General features: G+C 67.2%; 21 protein-coding genes and 3 pseudogenes. 22 read left to right on the forward strand and 2 right to left on the reverse strand.

The features are described 5' to 3' along the window. The first annotated feature begins 291 nt into the window (after window positions 1-291). From JSE7799_RS10120 to JSE7799_RS10205, 19 genes and pseudogenes are all read left to right on the forward strand, one after another. The gene (locus JSE7799_RS10120) at window positions 292-2,541 is read left to right on the forward strand and encodes a hypothetical protein (protein ID WP_055663509.1); all 2,250 of its coding nucleotides are present in this window, start codon (window positions 292-294) and stop codon (window positions 2,539-2,541) included. 78 nt (window positions 2,542-2,619) lie between these two features. Then, on the forward strand, window positions 2,620-2,865 hold the full coding sequence (locus JSE7799_RS21040) for a hypothetical protein (RefSeq protein WP_149078488.1): 246 nt from the start codon (window positions 2,620-2,622) through the stop codon (window positions 2,863-2,865). Between the two features lie 99 nt (window positions 2,866-2,964). Further along, entirely contained in the window at window positions 2,965-3,687 is a 723-nt protein-coding gene (locus JSE7799_RS10125) for an RNA polymerase sigma factor (protein ID WP_055663510.1), read from the forward strand. An 84-nt stretch (window positions 3,688-3,771) separates the two neighbouring features. Beyond that, a complete protein-coding gene (locus JSE7799_RS10130; RefSeq protein ID WP_018303655.1) occupies window positions 3,772-3,966 on the forward strand; it encodes a hypothetical protein in 195 nt (64 codons plus the stop codon). Next, window positions 3,966-4,301, forward strand: coding sequence for a hypothetical protein (locus tag JSE7799_RS10135; protein WP_222101739.1), 336 nt, complete (start codon window positions 3,966-3,968; stop codon window positions 4,299-4,301). The genes JSE7799_RS10130 and JSE7799_RS10135 overlap by 1 nt, the downstream gene beginning before the upstream one ends. After that, window positions 4,301-5,176, forward strand: coding sequence for an ATP-binding protein (locus JSE7799_RS10140; protein ID WP_055663512.1), 876 nt, complete (start codon window positions 4,301-4,303; stop codon window positions 5,174-5,176). Before JSE7799_RS10135 ends, JSE7799_RS10140 begins: the two co-directional genes overlap by 1 nt. A 101-nt stretch (window positions 5,177-5,277) precedes the next feature. Next, window positions 5,278-5,901, forward strand: coding sequence for a hypothetical protein (locus JSE7799_RS10145; protein WP_055663513.1), 624 nt, complete (start codon window positions 5,278-5,280; stop codon window positions 5,899-5,901). A 14-nt stretch (window positions 5,902-5,915) separates the two neighbouring features. After that, entirely contained in the window at window positions 5,916-7,604 is a 1,689-nt protein-coding gene (locus JSE7799_RS10150; protein WP_055663514.1) for a DEAD/DEAH box helicase, read from the forward strand. 3 nt (window positions 7,605-7,607) lie between these two features. Continuing rightward, window positions 7,608-8,018 carry a DUF6511 domain-containing protein gene (locus JSE7799_RS21695; RefSeq protein ID WP_245624854.1) on the forward strand — a complete coding sequence of 137 codons (411 nt, stop codon included), beginning with the start codon at window positions 7,608-7,610 and terminating at the stop codon, window positions 8,016-8,018. Beyond that, window positions 8,015-8,785: a hypothetical protein gene (locus tag JSE7799_RS10160; RefSeq protein ID WP_055663515.1), complete on the forward strand. Its 771-nt coding sequence runs from the start codon at window positions 8,015-8,017 to the stop codon at window positions 8,783-8,785. The genes JSE7799_RS21695 and JSE7799_RS10160 overlap by 4 nt, the downstream gene beginning before the upstream one ends. Beyond that, a complete protein-coding gene (locus JSE7799_RS10165; protein WP_245624855.1) occupies window positions 8,782-11,103 on the forward strand; it encodes an AAA family ATPase in 2,322 nt (773 codons plus the stop codon). The genes JSE7799_RS10160 and JSE7799_RS10165 overlap by 4 nt, the downstream gene beginning before the upstream one ends. A 340-nt stretch (window positions 11,104-11,443) precedes the next feature. Further along, window positions 11,444-11,983: a crossover junction endodeoxyribonuclease RuvC gene (locus JSE7799_RS10170; protein ID WP_055663517.1), complete on the forward strand. Its 540-nt coding sequence runs from the start codon at window positions 11,444-11,446 to the stop codon at window positions 11,981-11,983. Further along, on the forward strand, window positions 11,980-12,180 hold the full coding sequence (locus tag JSE7799_RS10175) for a hypothetical protein (protein WP_018303645.1): 201 nt from the start codon (window positions 11,980-11,982) through the stop codon (window positions 12,178-12,180). Before JSE7799_RS10170 ends, JSE7799_RS10175 begins: the two co-directional genes overlap by 4 nt. Continuing rightward, the gene (locus tag JSE7799_RS10180) at window positions 12,173-12,553 is read left to right on the forward strand and encodes a DUF6362 family protein (RefSeq protein WP_018303644.1); all 381 of its coding nucleotides are present in this window, start codon (window positions 12,173-12,175) and stop codon (window positions 12,551-12,553) included. Before JSE7799_RS10175 ends, JSE7799_RS10180 begins: the two co-directional genes overlap by 8 nt. A 416-nt stretch (window positions 12,554-12,969) precedes the next feature. Continuing rightward, window positions 12,970-14,346 (forward strand): site-specific DNA-methyltransferase, encoded by a 1,377-nt coding sequence (locus JSE7799_RS10185; RefSeq protein ID WP_055663518.1) that lies wholly within the window; start codon window positions 12,970-12,972, stop codon window positions 14,344-14,346. A gap of 1 nt (window position 14,347) precedes the next feature. Next, window positions 14,348-14,854 (forward strand): annotated as a pseudogene (locus JSE7799_RS21700) (DNA cytosine methyltransferase); the annotation flags it as partial. Window positions 14,855-15,059: 205 nt separating this feature from the next. Continuing rightward, window positions 15,060-15,542 carry a hypothetical protein gene (locus JSE7799_RS21705; protein ID WP_055663520.1) on the forward strand — a complete coding sequence of 161 codons (483 nt, stop codon included), beginning with the start codon at window positions 15,060-15,062 and terminating at the stop codon, window positions 15,540-15,542. Further along, a complete protein-coding gene (locus JSE7799_RS10200) occupies window positions 15,539-15,754 on the forward strand; it encodes a DUF7220 family protein (RefSeq protein WP_055663521.1) in 216 nt (71 codons plus the stop codon). The genes JSE7799_RS21705 and JSE7799_RS10200 overlap by 4 nt, the downstream gene beginning before the upstream one ends. Before the next feature lie 115 nt (window positions 15,755-15,869). Beyond that, entirely contained in the window at window positions 15,870-16,253 is a 384-nt protein-coding gene (locus JSE7799_RS10205) for a GNAT family N-acetyltransferase (RefSeq protein ID WP_055663522.1), read from the forward strand. A gap of 89 nt (window positions 16,254-16,342) precedes the next feature. Here JSE7799_RS10205 and JSE7799_RS10210 read toward each other — a convergent pair whose 3' ends face one another. Further along, window positions 16,343-16,915 carry a DUF3489 domain-containing protein gene (locus JSE7799_RS10210; RefSeq protein ID WP_055663523.1) on the reverse strand — a complete coding sequence of 191 codons (573 nt, stop codon included), beginning with the start codon at window positions 16,913-16,915 and terminating at the stop codon, window positions 16,343-16,345. Between the two features lie 90 nt (window positions 16,916-17,005). Beyond that, window positions 17,006-17,230 (reverse strand): hypothetical protein, encoded by a 225-nt coding sequence (locus JSE7799_RS10215; protein ID WP_055663524.1) that lies wholly within the window; start codon window positions 17,228-17,230, stop codon window positions 17,006-17,008. A 113-nt stretch (window positions 17,231-17,343) separates the two neighbouring features. On the opposite strand from JSE7799_RS10215, the gene JSE7799_RS10220 reads away from it, so the two are divergent. The 3 genes and pseudogenes from JSE7799_RS10220 to JSE7799_RS21710 all read left to right on the forward strand — a co-directional run. Then, window positions 17,344-17,940 (forward strand): hypothetical protein, encoded by a 597-nt coding sequence (locus JSE7799_RS10220; RefSeq protein WP_055663525.1) that lies wholly within the window; start codon window positions 17,344-17,346, stop codon window positions 17,938-17,940. Next, a pseudogene (locus JSE7799_RS10225) lies at window positions 17,888-19,090 on the forward strand (phage terminase large subunit family protein); the annotation flags it as partial. The gene JSE7799_RS10220 and the pseudogene JSE7799_RS10225, both read left to right, overlap by 53 nt. Then, window positions 19,066-19,266: pseudogene (locus tag JSE7799_RS21710) on the forward strand (IS6 family transposase); the annotation flags it as partial. The pseudogenes JSE7799_RS10225 and JSE7799_RS21710, both read left to right, overlap by 25 nt. Between the last annotated feature and the right edge of the window lie 278 nt (window positions 19,267-19,544).

A 19,544-nucleotide genomic window follows, 5' to 3' on the forward strand; every position in this document is an offset into this window, starting at 1 on the left:
CCGAGCAGCCGAACCAGCCCGAGCGCCAGCAGGCCACACAGTTCGGCGCGGCGTTCGGCGGCGGTCATCTGGTCGGGACGTAGCGGATTGGGGCAGTTCATGTCTCGGTGGCCGTGTTTGATGGTGTGCTACCGATCAAAAGCCACCCAGCCGTCCGAGGTGGGACATCTCAGCGGAACGGGATGCGGAAATGCGAACAGGGAGAGAACATCAGGGCTTGCCGATCACGGATTTGTCCATGATTATCGCAGGTTGAATCAATCGAGAGCAGTAGTTCATTGAGGTGAGTTCATGGCGCGCAAAGCATCCCCGATCGGTCCGCATGTTCTGGCGCTGATCGAGGATGCGCGCGTCGACCTCGCCCGAGCTGCCCTTGCCGTGCGCGAGGGCGACAATGAGCCGGAATTCAAGCTGCCCGAGGACGTTCCCGACCTCGCCGACGAAGAAGCGGTCGAGGCGTTTCGGCAAGCACTTGTCGAGACGCTGTCGGATTTCGACCGCGATGACCTGCGACCTGCGGAGCAGCGATCACGAAGGATCCGGGCCCTCGCCGAGAAAAAGGGCGTCACCTCGCTCACCACCATTGTCGAGCAACAACTCGATGAGACACGGTCGCAGGAGTTTCACCGGCAGCCAGATGAGCTCTGCAGAAGCATCTGGGCATATCTCCATGAACGCGAAACCTTCGAGGATGCGGAGAGCTTTCACTTCGCCCGACAGTTCCGCGACCACGGCAAGCTCTACGACGCCTTCGAGGTCGAACTGGAGAACCAGGTAGCCCTCGACGCGGCGGCCATCGACGAAAAGGCGCTGGCGTCCAAGATCAAGGGCATGCTCGAGCTGAAGCCCGAGATATCCTGCACGGTCAAGGCGCTCGATCTGCCTGCCACCGATACGCACCCTGCGTCCATCATGCTGATCGTCCGGCACGGTGGCCCGCTTTCGAGCGTCTACGATCACCGGCAAGACGGAAGGCGGGGAACCATCTACTACCGACCGCCGAACGAGGCGACGCTGATCTACACGCCCTCAATGCGGCAGATCGAGGTCTGCGCGGACAGCCCCGTGGTGCGCCAAACGGTCAGCGACTCCTTCGCCGAAGTTGCGCTAGGCCACGACATCTCCCAGAAACCTCTGACCTGGAAGCGCTATAATCTTTCGCGCTTCCGCTCTTCGCTTCTCCTGCAGCCCCCTGAGATCGAAGGGTACGCGTTCGAGTTCGCGCGCGTCATCGAAGCCGAGATCCGGCTGGGAAGCTGGCGCCGCAAGCTTCAGCTCAAGGTGACGGTCGACGATGACATCCAGGAGGTTGCCGACCGATATCTCGGGGCGCGGAACATCTTTCGGCGCGCCGAAGCGTTCAGCCGGATCACGATCGCGGTGGCCTATAACCTGATCGGCGATGACAAGCAGCGGACGCTCAATATCACGATTGCGGGCACGAAGAGCTGCAACCTGCAGAGCAAGCCCGATCCGGAGGAACGCAGCCTCGGCTTCGCGCTGCTCAAGGAATGGGGAATCCTGAGCGCGTTCAGGCAAATCGCGCATGATGACCTTCGCGCGATATTTCCCCAGCTTGTTCAACTCCACGATCGCATCGAGGACGAGGTCAGCGGAAGTTATCTGCTGGAACTCGGGCTTGACCCGAAGCGTCTCATCGAAGGCGGCCTGCTCGAGCGCCGCGACCGTCAGGACGTGGTTCTCATCGAGGACGACGACGTCGACGGGGAAGGCGCCGTCAAGCCGTCGGCGACCGAAGGCATGATCCGCGCTGTCGGTCCTTTCGGCGAAGATGTCGGCAAGCGCCCCGCGTCGGATGTCGAGATGTTCGCGGTCAACGCTCAGTGGCTTCACGAGACGCTCATGCGCCTGATGAAGCCGCTGCTGAGCAAGCGGGCGGCGCAGATCCTGGACCCGGACCTGACCCTCGTCGGCGCGATCCAGATCGATGAGGCAGATGTGCCCGTCTATTTCGCCCGACGGCTCAATGATCCCAAAGCGGCGCAGAGACTGGATCTGATGTTGCGCGTGCGGGGCACCGCTGGAGTGGGCATCGTCTTCGCCGCGAGCGAGGAGATGCCGTCACATCTTGGGCCTAACGTCGTCATGCCGCTGCTGTCCCATCTCGCATCGGCGGACGAGGAAATGCTGTTCGCGCGCGACGGAATAGAACTCGCGTACCGCGACGGTCTTTCACTCGCACGCGGGGGCGTGTCCCCGCGGGTGGTTCGGACAGGTAAGCAGTCCGGCACGCTGTTCATTCCTGGCAGGGAGCCGCTTCACCTCGCTGGGAACGATCAACTTACGATCTTCGAGCGCCTGGTGGTCGCAGCCGCGCAAGGCAGTCCCGACGTTCAGGTAAAGGCGCTGATGGAAGGCTTCGAGTCCAGAAGCCCCCAGCAGGCGTTCCGGAAGGAGACCTGGGACAGCATCCGGGACGTCTATATCGGCAAGGGTGCGAAGAACGGATATTGGCGACTGCTACTCACTGCGCAGCCGACCGAAGCCGTGGCCGAGCCAGCCGAGGAAGCGACCGTCTAACAGCGGTCTAACATGCGGCGGGAGACGGTCTAACAAACCGCTGATTACTGGAAGGGCTCCACATAGAGGAGCACTTCCATGCCGACTCCCTTCCCCCCGCGCCAGGCAGCCCCGACGAGCTGGTCCGGCGCCGCGAAGACCAAGCCCACCACCCACAACTCGGAATGGCGCTGCACGCGCTGTGACAAGCTGCTCGGCGTCTGCCGGGACGGCCGCATGCACCTTCGCTTCGCGCGGGGGCACGAGTATCTCGTGGGCTTCCCGGTGCAGGCCACCTGTCGGGGCTGCGGCACGCTGAACAACGCGACCGCACCCGCGCGCTGACACGCGCTTTCACCCAACCCCCTGAAATCGCAGAGACGCGCGACGTCCTGACCTGGCCACGAGAAGGCGCCGGACGCCTGGCCGCAAGGCAGGCGTCCGATGTCTATCGCGTGGCACGAGATCCGTGATCACCTCATGCATTCTTCTTCCAACCTTCACTTCCAGCGCAGTTTCGACGCCGTCCGGCGTGCGCAGGCTGCCCTCACACCGTTCCGGGATCCGGCGGCCCTGCTGGACGGGCTGCACGGCACGACCGGGGATCAGGGCCAGAAGAACCTGATCCTCTCCGCGCTCGTCAGAGCGGCGCAGGGCGACGGGCCCGCGTCCGACTGTGCGCTGACGTTGCTGCTGCTGGCGCTCTGGCCCGGCCTCGACGCCATCCGCCGCCGATCGATCTGGCGCAGGCTCGGCACTGCCGATGAGATCGCGTCCGACGTTCTGGCGCGCACCACCGAGGCAGTCCGCAGCCTCGATCTCAGGCGCGTCAACTGGATCGCGGCCACGGTGCTGCGCAACGTCGAGCGCGACATGATCCGCGTGCGCCGGCGCGACACGGCGCGTGAATATCTCGCCAGCTGCGCCGATCCCGACGAGGTGGCGGACAGCGGCAACAGCGGCATCGGCGCGACCGGGTACGCGCGACTGAACGGCGCCGTGCGGAAGCTGCTCGGCGACGACGCCCTGTTGGTGATCCGCGTGGCGATCGAGGGCTTCTCCCGGGCCGAGGTCGCCGTGGAACTGGGCCTGACCGAGGCTGCTGCCCGCAAGCGGTACCAGCGCGCCATGCGCCGGCTGCACGACGCCCTCGAGGAAATCCCCTGAACCAATGTCCCGATCCGGTGCCGCCGGTGGCTTTTCCCATTCGAGCGCCCCGAGCGCCTTCCCTCCAACCGAAAGCAGACACGCATGAACCGCACTGCCGATCTGTCGCTCGAGGATTTCAGGCGTCTTCCGGGGCTCTATCGCCGCTGGGAGCTGACCGAGGTCTGCGAGCCCAACCGCAACTATCAGATTGAGGACGCCGGCGCCCATGCCGACGGGACGCCGTTGCTGGCGATCTACGTCGCCGAGCCCGCGCCCGACGTCCGCGAGGCCGCGTGATGCGCCTCCTCGATCACATCATCCCACGGAGAACCGCCATGCCGGACCAGCCGGACGACATCACCCGTCTTCGCGCCGCGAGCTACGCCCTCGAAGACCTCCCCGAAACCATTTCCCTGCCGCAGCGCCCCGGTGACGAGCCGCGCGAGCCGCTGCCGGTCGTCGAGGCGACCGTGGACGAGATCGCCTTCGTCATCGTGGAAGCGGAGCGCGAGAGCACGGCCGCCTACCGCCGCGCCGATGCGCTGAAGCGGCTCTACAAGCTCGCCCGCGAGGCGGGGTGCATCGGCGCCGATCGCGCTGCCGCAGCGGTGACGAAGCGGGAGGGCCGGTGATGGCCCTCCCCATCATCGGGGCCGACGAACGGCTCGCGCAGCGCAAGGGCATCAAGGGCGTCATCTTCGGCCGGTCCGGCATCGGCAAGACCAGCCTGCTCTGGACGCTGAACGCCTCCACCACGCTCTTCCTCGATCTCGAGGCTGGCGACCTCGCGGTCGAGGGGCTGGAGATCGACACGCTCCGGCCCCGCACCTGGAAGGAATGCCGCGACTTCGCGGTGTTCATCGGCGGGCCGAACCCGGCGCTGCGCGACGAACAGCCCTTCAGCCAGGCGCATTTCGACGAGGTCTGCGGGCGCTACGGCGATCCGGCGGTGATCGGAAAATACGAGACCGTCTTCATCGACTCGATCACCGTGGCCGGTCGTCTCTGCTTCCAATGGTGCCGCGGCCAGCCCGAGGCGTTCTCCGAGAAGACCGGCAAGCCCGACATCCGCGGCGCCTATGGGCTGCATGGCCGCGAGATGATCGGGTGGCTGACCCACCTGCAGCACACGCGCGGCAAGCATGTCTGGTTCGTGGGCATCCTCGACGAGCGGCTCGACGACTTCAATCGCAAGATCTTCCAGCCGCAGATCGACGGCTCGAAGACCGGGCTCGAGCTGCCGGGGATCGTCGATCAGGTCATCACCATGGCCGACATCGCCGATGCCAACGGCCAACCGCAGCGCGCCTTCGTCTGCCAGACACTGAACCCCTGGGGCTATCCCGCCAAGGACCGCTCCGGTCGTCTCGACAGGGTCGAGGGCCCGCATCTTGGCCGGCTGATGGAGAAGATCCAGCGCCCCGCGGCGCCTGCCTCCGAACGCCTGACCTGGCCGCCGGTGACGCCCGCCGATCCCGCCCCCGCGCAGGAGCCCGGCCATGGCTGAGCGCCTCTCGCCACGCCCGGTGTCCCGATCCGGTCGCCGGGGTGGCTTTTCCCCTCTGACGCCGCTGCGCGTCCCATCCTCCAACTGAAAGGAGCCGCGCAATGTCCGGACCCTGGAACGACTTTAACTCCGCCCAATCCAATACCAATGTCATCCCGAAGGGCACGCTCGCCAAGGTGCGCCTGACGCTCCGCCCCGGCGGCTTCGACGACCCCTCGCAGGGCTGGACCGGCGGCTGGGCGCGCCGCGCCGCCACCGGCGCCGTCTATCTCGACGCCGAATACACGGTGCTCGAGGGTCCCTATGCGCGGCGCAAGGTCTGGTCGCTGATCGGCCTCTACAGCCCGAAGGGCCCAGACTGGGCCAACATGGGGCGAGGCCTTATCCGCGGCATCCTCAACTCGGCGCGCGGCGTGTCCGACAAGGACAACTCGCCCGAGGCGCAGGCGCGCCGCCGCATCAACGGCTTCGGCGATCTCGACGGGGTCGAGTTCATCGCCCGCATCGACATCGGCACCGACACCAACGGCGAGGACAAGAACGAGATCCGCGCTGCCGTCACCCCCGATCATCGCGAATATGCCGCGCTGATGGGCACGGTCGCGCCGCAGTTCACCTCTGCCCCGGCGCAGGGCCACGCCCCACAGCAGCCCACCACGGCCACCCAGCCCAGCCAGCCCGCGTCCGCCCCCGGTGCCGCCGGTCGGCCGAGCTGGGCGCAGTAAGGGGGAGACCGGCCATGCGCCTGCGCCCCCGCCAGAAGACCTTCGTCGAGCGCAGCGTGGCTGCGCTCGCTTCCCGCGGCAACACGCTGGGCGTGGCGCCCACCGGTGCGGGCAAGGCCATCATGCTCTCGGCGGTCACCGGCGAGATGATCGGCGACGGGGCCAAGGCCTGCGTGGTGGCGCATCGCGACGAGCTGACGGCGCAGAACCGCGCCAAGTTCCAGCGCGTGGTTCCGGGCGTCGCCACATCGGTCATCGACGCCACGGAGAAGTCCTGGAACGGCCAGGTCGCCTTCGCCATGGTGCCGACGCTGGCGCGAGCCTCGAACCTGGCCGACATGCCGCGCCTCGACCTTCTCGTTGTCGATGAGGCGCACCATGCCGTCGCCGACAGCTACCGTCGCATCATCGACCGGGTACGCGCGGCCAATCCCGATGCCCGCATCTTCGGGGTCACGGCGACGCCGAACCGGGGCGACAGGAAGGGCCTGCGCGAAGTCTTCGACAACGTCGCCGACCAGGTGCGGCTGGGCGAACTGATCGCTTCGGGCCACCTGGTGCCGCCGCGCACCTTCGTCATCGACGTGGGCGTGCAGGACGAGTTGCGCTCGGTCCGCAAGACCATGTCGGATTTCGACATGGCGGAGGTGGCGGGCATCATGGACCGCGCCCCCGTCACCGACGAGGTGATCCGCCACTGGAAGGAGAAGGCGGGCGATCGGCAGACCGTGGTGTTCTGCTCCACCGTTGCACATGCCGAACACGTCACCGACGCGTTCAGGGCAGCGGGCGTTTCCGCGGCGCTGATCCACGGCGATCTGGTGGCCGAGACCCGCAAGGCGATCCTCGCCGACTACGCGGCGGGCGACATCCGCGTCGTGGTCAACGTCGCGGTGCTGACCGAGGGCTGGGATCATCCGCCCACCTCCTGCGTCGTGCTGCTGCGCCCCAGCTCCTACAAGTCCACGATGATCCAGATGGTCGGGCGCGGCCTGCGTACCGTCGACCCCGAGGAACATCCCGGCATCGTCAAGACCGACTGCGTCGTGCTGGATTTCGGCACCTCGAGCCTGATCCACGGCACGCTGGAACAGGATGTCGATCTCGACGGCAAGACCGAAACCGGCGAGGCGCCGACCAAGACCTGCCCTGCCTGCGAGGCGGAGATCCCGCTGGCCGCCACCGAATGCCCGCTCTGCGGCGAGGCGTTCCCGCGGGAGGACGAAGAGGTCGGTGAAGGCGGCGGTGCCGCGCCGCTCTCGGGCTTCATGATGACCGAGATCGACCTGCTGAAGCGGTCCAGCTTCGCGTGGGTCGACCTCTACGGCACGGACGACGCGCTGATGGCCACGGGCTTCACGGCCTGGGGCGGCATCTTCTGGCTGGACGGGGTCTGGTACGCCATCGGCGGCGCGAAGGGCGAACGCCCACATCTGCTGGGCGTGGGCGAACGCACCGTCTGCCTCGCGCAGGCCGACGACTGGCTGAACACGCACGAGACCGACGAGAGCGCCTTCAAGACTCGCTCCTGGCTGCGCCAGCCGCCGACCGAGAAGCAGCTCCAGTACCTGCCGCCCGAGTGCCGCCATGACTTCGGCCTGACGCGCTACCGCGCCTCCGCGCTGATGACCTTCGGCTTCAACAAGCGCGCCATCCGGCAGCTGATCGACGCTGCGGCTGCACCCGAACGGAGGGCGGCATGACCCATGGCACCCTCCACCCCCATCACGGCCGAGGACCGGCGGCGGCACTGGCATCCGCGTGGGACGCTCTGTGCTGTCTGCCGGCAACCCACCCGTGGCTTTGGCTGGTTCGATCCGCACCGGTCGAAGCGGCCCCGGCCCTCGGTCTGGTTCTGCTCGATGCCCTGCCAGTCCTTCTGGACGCGCTTGGCGCGGGAGCGTCTCACCATGGTTGACCTGACCGAGGAAGAGCGCGCCGCCGTCACCGCCACCATGAAGCGCGTGGCGCTGCTGATGGACGAGATCGGCTGGGCCACCCCGCTTGCGGATCTGACCGAGGCGCAGGTGCGCGCGCTGATCGAGGAAGCCGTCGAGGGCTTCCGCGAGGCCATGTCCGATATCGCCCGGGCGCAGACGCCGGAGGTGCCGTTTTGACCCTCGACTACAATCATCGCCCCAGCTTCGCCGACCGGGTCAACGCCGCCGTCGATCAGGCGCTCACCGCCGATCAGGCCACGCGGCCGCCCCGCGACTATCTCGGCGGATCCCGCCTCGGCCATGCCTGCGAGCGCGCCTTGCAGTTCGAGTTCACAACGACGCCGAAGGACGAGGGCCAGGATTTCAGCGGCCAGTCGCTGCGCATCTTCGCCATCGGCCATGCGCTCGAGGATCTGGCCGTCGCCTGGCTGCGCGGCGCGGGCTTCGACCTCTACACACGGAAGGGCAACCGTCCCGATGGCGGCCAGTTCGGCTTCTCGGTCGCGGGCGGGCGCATCCGCGGTCATGTCGACGGCATCATCGCCGCGGGGCCCGAACGCTTCGGTCTCGCCGTTCCCGCCCTCTGGGAATGCAAGACCATGAACGCCAAGAACTGGCGCGCTTGCGTGAAGGACGGCGTGACCAAGTCCAAGCCGGTCTACGCCGCCCAGATCGCCGTCTATCAGGCCTACATGGAAGGGACAGTCCCCGGCATCTCGGCCGCGCCCGCGCTCTTCACCGCGATCAACAAGGATACGGCCGAGCTTCACCACGAGCAGGTCGCCTTCGACGCCGAGCTCGCGCAGCGCATGTCCGACCGCGGCGTGCGGATCCTGCAGGCGACCGACGCAGGCGAGTTGCTGCCGCGCATCGCCACCACGCCCGACTTCTTCGAATGCCGTTTCTGCCCGTGGTCCGAGCGCTGCTGGAGGCTGCCGGCATGAGCGACGACGGCATCCTGCATTTCAACCCGTGGATGGACTTCAACGATGGGCCGCCGTCCGAGAACCCGTTCGGCTGCGACCCCGACCCCGAGCAGATCGCCATCTTCCTAGGCACCGTGTTCAGCTGGTGCGAGGGGCTGATCCCGCTCCGCGGTTTCGTTGACAAGGGTCAGGGCCGGGACGGCAAGCCGCACAACATCTGGATCCCGGCCGACGACACCGCGCCGGGAAAACTCGCGACCTTCGCCGCGTGGGCGAACCGCGAAGGGGCTGCCGTCTATGTCATCCCCGGCTCAGTCGCCGAGCAGGGCCAGGCCCGCGCCGCCGACGTGCTGCAGATGCAGGCCATCGTCGTCGATCTCGACGCGGGCGATATCCCGGCCAAGCTGGACCATGTCACCCGCCACCTCGGCGCGCCCACGCTCATCATCGAAAGCGGCGGGCGCACGCCAGAGGGCGCGGCGAAGCTCCACGTCTGGTGGAAACTGACCGAACCGGCCGAAGGCGACGACCTGGCCACCCTCTGCCGCCTGCGCGGCGAGATCGCCGTGAAGGTCGGCGGCGACACGCATTTCCGCTCGGCGCACCAGCCGATCCGGGTGCCCGGCACCGTCTATCACAAGCACGGCCACCAGCGCCTCGTGCAGATCCGCGAGCATCGCGACGTCGAGGTGGACCTTGCAGACTTCGCCGAACGGGTCGCAGACATGCCGCCGCTGCCGGGCGTGGGCTTCGCCAGCGACGTTGCCGCGCCGACCGAGAAGCCCGGCATCGACGCGGTGCTCACCACGCCGGTGCGCGAAGGCGCGGTGGACGACTGGTCCCGGTTCCAGGGGGCAAGTGCCGCCATCGGCCACTACGTGCGCCTGGTGCACGAAGGCCGCCTCGACCCCATCGCGGGCTGGGAGGCGATCTGCGGCTACAACGCCGCCATGCTGCGCCCGTCCTGGCCGCTCGATCGGCTGATGGCCGAGTCCGAGCGCCTCTGGGCGCTGCATGTGAAGCGCAACGGTCCGCCGCTCCTTCGCGCGGCTCACGCCGACGCCCCGACCACCCCGCTGCCGACATTCACCCTCGGCGCGCTCCTCGACGACACGAGTCCGATGCCGGAGGACATCATCGGCCCCCGCGTGCTGACACCCGGTGGGCTCCTGGTGCTGGGCGGCGCGCCCAAGGTCGGCAAGAGCGACTTCCTGATCTCCTGGCTCGTGCACATGGCGGCGGGCGTGCCGTTCCTCGGCTTCACGCCGCCCCGGCCGCTGCGCGTGTTCTACCTGCAGGCCGAGATCCAGTATCACTATCTGCGCGAGCGCATGCAGCAGATCGCGCTGCCCGCCGCCGTGATCGCCGCCGCGCGCGACACCTTCATCGCCACCCCGAAACTGAAGCTGCTGCTCGACGCGGAAGGCGTCGCCCGCGTGGCCGAGGCGATCCGGGCCGCATTCCCCGACGCGCCGCCCGACATCATCGTCATCGACCCGATCCGCAACCTCTTCGATGGCGGACCTGAGGGGGGCGGCGAGAACGACAACACCGCCATGATGTTCTTCCTGAAGGACCGGGTGGAGCTCCTGCGCGAGGCGGTCAGTCCGGATGCGGGCGTCATCCTCGCTCACCACACCCGCAAGGCCACCAAGCACCAGGTCAAGGACGATCCCTTCCTCGCGCTCTCCGGCGCCAGCGCGCTGCGGGGTTTCTACACCTCCGGGCTGCTCATGCACCGGCCCGACGAGGACAGCAGTGTCCGCAGGCTGGAAATCGAGTTGCGCAATGGCCCCGCACTGCCGGGCAAGCTGATCGACAAGGTGAAGGGCGAATGGGTCGAGCTGAACCCGCTGAACGAGCGCCTGGTGCGCAAGGAGGTCGGGGCCAAGCTCGATGCCGAGCGGCTGCGCAAGCACGATGTCATCCTCGGCATGCTGCTGGACGAGGCGGCGAGCGAGCGCCTCTACACCGCGATGCAGTTCGCGGAGACCTTCGAGAACCGGGGCGGTCTGGGCAGCAAGCACACGATCCGCGAGCGGCTCAGCGTGCTGGCGACCAAGGGCTTCGTGAAGTTCCTGCGCGACCCCTCGGGGTTCGGCTTCCCCGTCACCCGGTCGCGGTTCGGCTATCTCTGCGTCGAGGGCATGCAGTTCGGCGTAGCCACCGATCATGTCGATCCGGCCACCGGCGAGGTCACTACCGAGGTCCGTTCGGTCCTGCCCAGCCACTTCAAATGTCCCCAATCCGGGCTCTGCCTGCAGGTCGAAAACCCCGCCGTCTGGGTCTACCCGGAGGGGCTGGATGACGACCTCACTCATATGAGTGAGGCCTGACTCATATTTCTTCACCAACTGAGCACTCAACAAAATCAACGGGTTACGGGCAAATAAGAGTTAGGCCCCTAACTCATGCCCGAAGACTTCATGAAGTCCTATTCCGCAATGATTTCAGGCACTTGGCCTTCCCGGAACAGTTAGGTGTCAAACCCCCATACTACGTATGGGAGGGCCACCCCACAGGGTTGGCCACTCCTCCCATACGTCCGGGCCAGCCGCGCGCGCCGCCGTGACGCTCCCTTGTGCTTTCCGATCCGACGACGGCGGCCCCGTACCGCCAAGCACCAGACCGCCATCGTCTTCCACCACCACAGGCCACCGGCAAAGGAGACCCATCATGGCTCAGCCGACTCTGATCCCGAATTGCGACGGCGCAAGGTTTGAAGCGCTGCCGCTCGACACGTCCCGCAACCGCTGCATCCTCGCGCTCGACCTCGGCACCTCGACCGGCTGGGCGATCCGCGGCCATGACGGGCTGATCACCAGCGGCACCGTATCGCTGCGCCCGGGCCGCTTCGACGGCGGCGGCATGCGCTACCTGCGCTTCACCAACTGGCTGACCGAGATCGACCGGCTGTCCGGGCCCGTCGCCGCGATCTGGTTCGAGGAAGTTCGCCGCCACGCGGGCACCGACGCGAGCCACATCTACGGCGGGCTCATGGCCACGCTGACCGCATGGGCCGAGCTGCGCGGCGTGCCCTACGAGGGCGTCCCGGTCGGCACGATCAAGCGTCACGCCGCTGGCAAGGGCAACGCCGACAAGGCCGCGATGATCGCCGCCGTCCGCGCCCGCGGCTTCAGCCCCGCCGATGACAACGAGGCCGACGCCATCGCGATCCTGCTCTGGGCGATCGAGACGAAGGGAGGTGTCGCATGAGATGGCACCCCCACGGCTACGGCGGCCGACGCCGGGATCCCGAACAGGTCAAGCGCGAGGGCTGGCACGAACAGGGTGTCCTTGCGGTCTCCGCCGATGACGACCGCCTCACCTGGCCCGAGCGTGAACTGGTCCGCCAGCTCGGCGAAAAGCTCTACGGCCCGCGCCCTTCCGACAGGGAGGCGCGCCATGGCTGATCGCGAATGGACCGCCGACTGCGTCGCCGATCATTTCGAGGAGGCGTTCCGCACCCTGCGCAAGCTGCCGCCGGTGAAGGCGCAGGGTTACTTCAACACCTGGCCCGACATCGTGCGGACCAGCCGCGAGATCGCGGCGATGGAGCCGCAGCCGATGCGGGTCTGGCCCTCGGCCGCCGCGATCACCCGGCTCGAGCAGACCTTCGACTGGGTGCTCTGGATCGAGGAGGCGGAACGCAAGCTGGTCTGGTCTCGTGCCGCCCGCGTGCCGTGGAAGCAGATCAGCGGGGAACTCGGCTGCGACCGCACGACGGCGTGGCGTCGCTGGCAACTGGCGCTGACGAAGATCGCTGCGCGGCTGAATGCGCAGTGACTCCAATGTGTTGCAACACTTTTTCCTTCGACATCTGCAACATGATCGTGCTATTCCGAAGGCAAGATGGGGAGAGTGCGCTGGAAAGCCCGCTCTCCCCTTTGCGTTGACGGGGGCCTTCTGGACCCCGGTATCCAGCAAGGGTCCGGCCGGGGTCCAGCCCACGGCAGTTTCCGGTTCCTTCCTGGCGATATTCGTATGCTGGCGGGCGAAGCGCGGGACATCGCCAGCGACAGGGCCGGATTTTTGGGAAGCCACCCGGAAGCCGGAGCCACGCGCGCCCCGCGCAAACACCAATGAACGTTAGCCTTTTGACCGGGCCCCGCTGGTGGCCGCTGGGCCCCGTGTGGAGTCCAGCGCGGCATCCGGAGTCCGGAAGCCACCGGCATCCACCCGACCGAGGAACCTTGCCCACCATGACGCTGAGCTTCGCCCCGGACGCGATCGAGACGTGGCCGCTGTCGCGCCTCCAGCCCTACGCGAAGAACGCGAAGGCGCACGGGCCGGACCAAGTCGCGAAGATTGCCGCCAGCATGGCCGAGTTCGGCTGGACGGTGCCATGCCTCGTCGCCGAGGACGGCGAGCTGATCGCGGGGCACGGGCGCGTGCTGGCCGCGACGCAGCTCGGGCTGACTGAGGCACCGGTCATCGTGCTCGGGCACCTGACCGAGGCGCAGCGCCGGGCCTACCGGATCGCGGACAACAAGCTGACGGAACTCGGCACCTGGGACGAGGCGCTGCTCTCGGCCGAACTGAACGACCTGCTGGCCGAAGACTTCAACCTGTCGCTGGTCGGGTTTTCCGATGGTGAACTCGACAAGCTGCTGGCCTACGCCGCGGAAGACGACGGTGAAGAAGGTGGCGCCGGGGGCTCCGTGCCGCCGGTGACCATCCCCGAACCGCCGCGCAACCCGGCATCGCGGACGGGTGATCTCTGGATCCTAGGCGACCACCGGTTACTCTGCGCCGACAGCACCAGCGCGGCCGACGTGCGCCGCCTGATGAACGGCGAGCGGGCGATCCTATTCGCGACCGACCCGCCGTATCTCGTGGACTACGACGGCTCGAACCACCCGACCCGCAACAAGGACTGGTCCGCGTCCTACGGCACGACCTGGGACGACAGTTCGCAGGGGGCCGAACTCTACGACGGCTTCATCTCGGCGGCCGTGGCCGAGGCCATCGCCGAGGACGCGGCCTGGTACTGCTGGCACGCCTCGCGCCGCCAGGCGATGCTGGAGGCTTGCTGGGAGAAGGCGGGCGCCTTCGTGCACCAGCAAATCATCTGGGTAAAAGACCGCGGGGTCCTGACCCGGTCGCATTACCTCTGGAAGCACGAGCCCTGCTTCATGGGCTGGCGCCGCCCGAACCGCCCGCCGAAGGTGGCGGAGGAAACGCTGCCGTCGACCTGGGAGATGCCGTCCTTCGCGAAGGACGAGCGCCCCGACCACCCGACGCCGAAACCGCTCGATGCTTTCGGGATCCCCATGCGCCAGCACGTCGCCCGCGGCGGGCTCTGCTACGAGCCATTCTCGGGCTCCGGCTCGCAGATCATGGCGGGCGAGGCCAACGGCCGTCGCGTGTTCGCGATGGAGATCAGCCCGGCTTATGTCGATGTTGCCGTGGAACGCTGGCAGGCCGAGACCGGCCGCGACGCGATCCTCGACGGCGACGGTCGGACCTTCGCGCAGGTGAGGACCGAGCGGCTGGGCGACGATGCCGAGGCCCGGGCCGATACGCCGGACCCGGACGCCGCCCCAGAACCCGCGCGAAAGCGCAAGACCGCCGCGTGACATGCATGACCTGGCTTTACCTTCCTCCGGAGACGCTTCCGGGGCCGGAGACGCATGCCTATTCGGCCTCTCGCTCTGTTCCGGCGCGGGCGGGCTCGACCTCGGGCTCACCATCGCCATCCCAGGATATCGTGCTGTGGGCCATGTCGAATGGGAAACCTACGCCGCAGCCACTCTCGTGGCGCGGATGGAAGACACGTCCCTGGATCAGGCTGTTGTCTGGGACGACGTTGCCACCTTTGACGGCCGCCCGTGGCGCGGCGCGGTGGACATCGTCACTGCGGGCTATCCGTGCCAACCGTTTTCGGTCGCGGGCAAGCGCCGGGGCGCGGACGACCCGCGCCACCTCTGGCCGCATGTCGCCCGCATCATCGACGAGGTCGAGCCGCCTTTCGTCTTCCTCGAGAATGTCGCCCATCATCTCCGCCTCGGCTTCCCCGAAGTCGCCGCAGGACTGGTCGGCATGGGCTACCGCCTTGCGGCAGGCCTCTTCACGGCGGCGGAAGTCGGCGCGCCCCACAAGCGCGAGCGGCTCTTCATCCTTGCCATCCGCGAGGGGGACGAGCTGGCCGACCCCTCGCGCCTGCTCCGGGACCCGGTCGAGTGGCGGGAACCGGACGGAGCTGCTGCGTTTGTGGCCCACGCCGAGGGCCAGTGCCAACGAGAACCGGCAAACGAAGCCGACGCCATCGCAGGCAGCGGGGCAGCACGGCATGAACCTTGCGACGACAGCAGCGCTGTGGCCGACGCCGCAGATCGACAGTTTCCGCAGTCGAGGTGGCGAGCGGAAGGACGAGAAAGGTGTGGACCGCATGGCGCGGGACTGGCCGACGCCGATGGCGAACGACGGCTGCAAGCCGAGTGCGGGCAACCGTCGGACGGCCGATCTGACCCATGCGGCTGGGATGTGGATGACGCCGACGGCGCGCGATCACAAGGATGGCGCGACGACATTGGCGAACACGCCGGTGAACGGCCTGCTTGGCCGCCAGGTCCTGGTGACGCCGATGGCTGGGAGCGATACCTCCGAGCCGCGCCGGACCTTGAACCCGCTGTTCGTCGAGGCGCTGATGGGCTGGCCCACCGGGTGGACCGGCTTCGCCTCTGTGGCAATGGCGTGGTCCCCTTGGTTGCGGCGCATGCGCTGCGAGCTCTGGCGGCTGAACTGCTGGCCGATGGATGAGGCGGCGACATGAAGCAATCCCGCCTCATGTCGCTGGTCGAGTCCGTCGCCAACGTCATCGTGGGCTACGGCGTCGCCGTGGTCACGCAGATCCTGATCTTCCCGGTCTTCGGGCTGCACACGACGCTGGCGCAGAACCTGAAGATGGGCGCGGTGTTCACCGTGGTGAGCGTAGCGCGGTCCTATGTCCTGCGGCGGGTTTTCGAGCGGCTACGGCGTATGTGAAGCGGTAGGGCGCTTGTGTAATGGATCCGAGATTCAGTTCACGAGCTCAAAAGCTGCTGTGAGGCATTCGGCACCATGATATGCATCTCTTGAGCAGCGAGTGGGGATTCAGAGCATGGTTGTTTTTCGAGACAAGGCAGGGCGAGACATCCGAATTGAAGTGGATGGCGACTGTGCTTACGCCTATCACGACGGGAAGAAAGTTGGTGATCTGATCACAACCGGACGGCGTGAAATTGACGAACGCTCGCCAGATATTCCGGCCGAGATTACCGGTTGGGATGTGGATCCGGCTTATCGTAGAGCCGGCATCGCAACAGAAATGGTCAGCCAACTCGTAGACGAGATCGGCACGTTACTTCCCGGAAAAAGAGACAGAGGCATTGGTGGTGAGAACGCCTTAACCGATGATGGCCTCCATATCACTTTGAAGTGTCAAGAGCTTGGGTTGATCTACCCGTTCCCTGATGACGTCGATCCGTGCTCTGAGCGGATTTGAGTGAATGGTCTAGACGAAAGTATATAGCCAGCTGCTTGGTCCGCCACCCTTGAGGATGGCGGCCTTGGTGCTTGGGTCTATCTGCCCGCTCAAACAGTTGGAAGTTTGTACACCCGCCCCCGGTTTTCGACCTTCTCGGAGATCACCTCAAGCCCGAGCTTCTTCTTCAGCGCCCCGGCCATCGCGCCGCGCACCGTGTGCGACTGCCAGCCCGTCGCGGCCATGATCTCCTCGATGGTCGCGCCGTCCGGCGCGCGCAGCATGGCGATCAGCGTGGCCTGCTTGGTGCCCTCGCGCGGCGTGCGCGCCTTGGGCGCGGCCTTCCGCTCGGTGGGGGTGTCCGGCGCGGGCTCTTCGGTCGGCGCGTCCGTCGCGCCCGCAGGCGCGGTGTTCGCGTCCTCGGTCTCGATGCCGATGGCGGCGAGGCCTGCGTCTGTGGCGACCAGCGTGACACCGTGGCCGTCGCCGGTCTCGCGCCAGACGGGCTCGCCCTTGCGCAGGTCGGCGTCGACCTCCTCGAGGAAGCCCTTGGCGAGCATCGCACCGACCACCTTGGCGGCGGCCCCGCCGCGCAGGCTCTCGGGCAGCGGCAGGGCGATGTGCTCGGGCCGCTGGGCGGCGGCGCTCAGGATCAGGGCTTGGATGTCGGAAAGTTTGGTCATCGTCGTCTCCCGTATCGGGGCGCGCGGGATGCGGGCCCTTCTACGAGGTCGAGCCCGCCAGTCGGCGGGCGGGACCGGGAGCGGGTCGTCTCACTCGGCGTATTCGCCTTCCTTGAAGGCGCTGTCGGTGATCTTGCGCAGCTTGGCGCGGTAGTGGTTCAGGGTGCCGACATGGCCCCAGTTGATCTCGTCGGGGCTAGTCTCGAAATGGTCGGCGCTCAGGGCGGCGAGCCGCTCCAGCATCGCATCGATCTCGGTCTTCGCGGCGATGAAGGCGTCGAGGGCTTTCGTGTTGTCGGTCGCGCGGCGGGACATCGGGCTGGCTCCTTGGGTCGAGTTGCATCGCTTCGTTGGAGTGACGTTCGCTCTCTCCGGCGCGCTTATCAACTCGATAAGCACATGATTCTGAATGATAAACGGAGCCGTCGATGCAGGGCATGAGCGAGCGCCAGTACGCCGCCCATGTCGGGCTGTCGCGGGGCGCGATCCAGAAAGCTAAGACGGCCGAGCGGCTGGTCCTATATCCGGACGGCAGCATCAACGCGGCGGCCAGCGACGCCAGACGTGCCGAGACGACGGACCCGTCGAAGACGAGAAAGCCGCCCGCGCCGAAGCTGAAGCCCGTCCCCGAGGCTGCCGTGGCCGCCGTCGGCGACACGCTGCGCGAACAGGGTCTGGCGGTTCCAGCAGTCGGCGGCGGCACGACCTTCCTGCAGGCCAAGACCGCGAACGAGGTGCTGAAGGCGCAGGAGCGGCGCATCCGGCTGCAGAAGCTGAAGGGGGAGTTGATCGAGCGGGCCCGCGCGCTGGCGCTGGTGTTCCGGCTGGCGCGGGAGGAACGGGACGCGTGGGTAAACTGGCCTGCACGCGCCGCGGCGCTGATGGCGGCCGAGCTCTCCGCGTCGTGCCGCAACGCGACAGGCCAGCAGATCACCGTGGAGCCAGCCGCGATGCAGAAGGTTCTGGAAAAACATGTACGCGCCCACCTCGACGAACTCGCCGAGGTCCGGCCCGACTTCCGGTGATGATGACGCACTGACGGACTTCGACGGCGCGGGCGAGATCCTGCGCGCCTGGGGCAACGGGCTGCGGCCCGACCCGGACCTGACCGTTTCGCAATGGGCGGACCGGCACCGAATGCTCTCGGGCCGCGCCTCGGCGGAGCCCGGGCGATACCGCACTGTTCGCACGCCCTACATGCGCGAGATCATGGACCGGTTGTCGCCGGGCGATCCCTCGCAAAGGGTCGTGTTCATGAAGGCCGCGCAGGTCGGGGCGACCGAGGCTGGGAACAACTGGATCGGGTTCGCCATCCACCAGGCGCCGGGGCCGATGCTGGCCGTCCAGCCGACGGTGGAACTGGCCAAGCGCAACTCGCGCCAGCGGATCGACCCGCTGATCGACGAGAGCCCCGAGTTGCGGGAGCGGGTGAAGCCCGCGCGCTCGCGCGACGCCGGCAACACGATGCTGTCGAAGGAGTTCGCGGGCGGCATTCTGATCATGACTGGCGCGAACTCGGCGGTCGGGCTGCGCTCGACCCCGGCGCGCTACATCTTCCTAGACGAGGTCGACGCCTATCCCGCCTCGGCCGACGAGGAAGGCGATCCGGTCACGCTCGCCGAAGCGCGGTCGCTGACCTTCGCCCATCGTCGCAAGGTGCTGCTGGTCTCGACGCCGACCATCCGGGGCCTGTCGCGGATCGAGCGAGAATACGAGGCCAGCGACCAGCGGCGGTTCCACGTGCCGTGCCCGCATTGCGGCGCGATGCAGTGGCTGAAATTCGACCGGCTGCGCTGGCAGAAGGGCCGCCCGGAGACGGCGGAATATCACTGCGAGGGCTGCGACACGCCCATCGCGGAGCATCACAAGACGGCGATGCTGGAGGGCGGCGAATGGCGGGCGACCGCCACGGCCGCCGATCCGACCACGGTCGGGTATCACCTCTCCGCACTCTATTCGCCGATCGGCTGGCTGAGCTGGGAGCGGATCGTGCGGGCATGGGACGCGGCGCAGGGTTCGGACGAGGCGATCAAGGCGTTCCGCAACACGATCCTTGGCGAGACATGGGTCGAGACCGGGGAAGCGCCGGACTGGCAGCGGCTCTACGACCGGCGCGAGAGGTGGACATCCGGCACCGTGCCCGCGGGCGGGAGAATTCGCACCTGCCGTTCCGACGACGCGAGAGGGCCATGCAGCGCTTTCGGCGAATGCGAAGTCTGCAGAAGTTTGCCGCCGTCCACGCCTCCGTCTCGAACCACTTCAACCAGGAACGCAGCCTCTCCAGCCGAGACATCTTCAAGACCAACCGCACCGCCGCTCTCGCCGAGTGGCGCGGTCTTTGCGCAGGATAATGGCCAGGCTCCCTGCCCTTCCTGAGACTGGTTCGTATTAGCCCGCATAATTCATGAAGCTGCGGACTTGTGCTCCGTGGGATGGTTTCCCCGGTCTCGGTTTTCTTGCGCGCACCCGGTGTTTGCGTCCGGTTGGCATGCCGGCCGGTGACTTGGGTCTTGGGCGATACGGGTTGATGTTTCTGGGTTTGTCGGGGCGCATGCGTCAGGCTGTTTTCGGTGGGGCGAGGGCGTCGAAGAGAAGGAGGAGAAGTCCCTTTCGGGGACACGATGCCGGC

The organism is Jannaschia seosinensis, assembly GCF_001408515.1.
Classification (GTDB): Bacteria; Pseudomonadota; Alphaproteobacteria; order Rhodobacterales; family Rhodobacteraceae; genus Jannaschia; species Jannaschia seosinensis.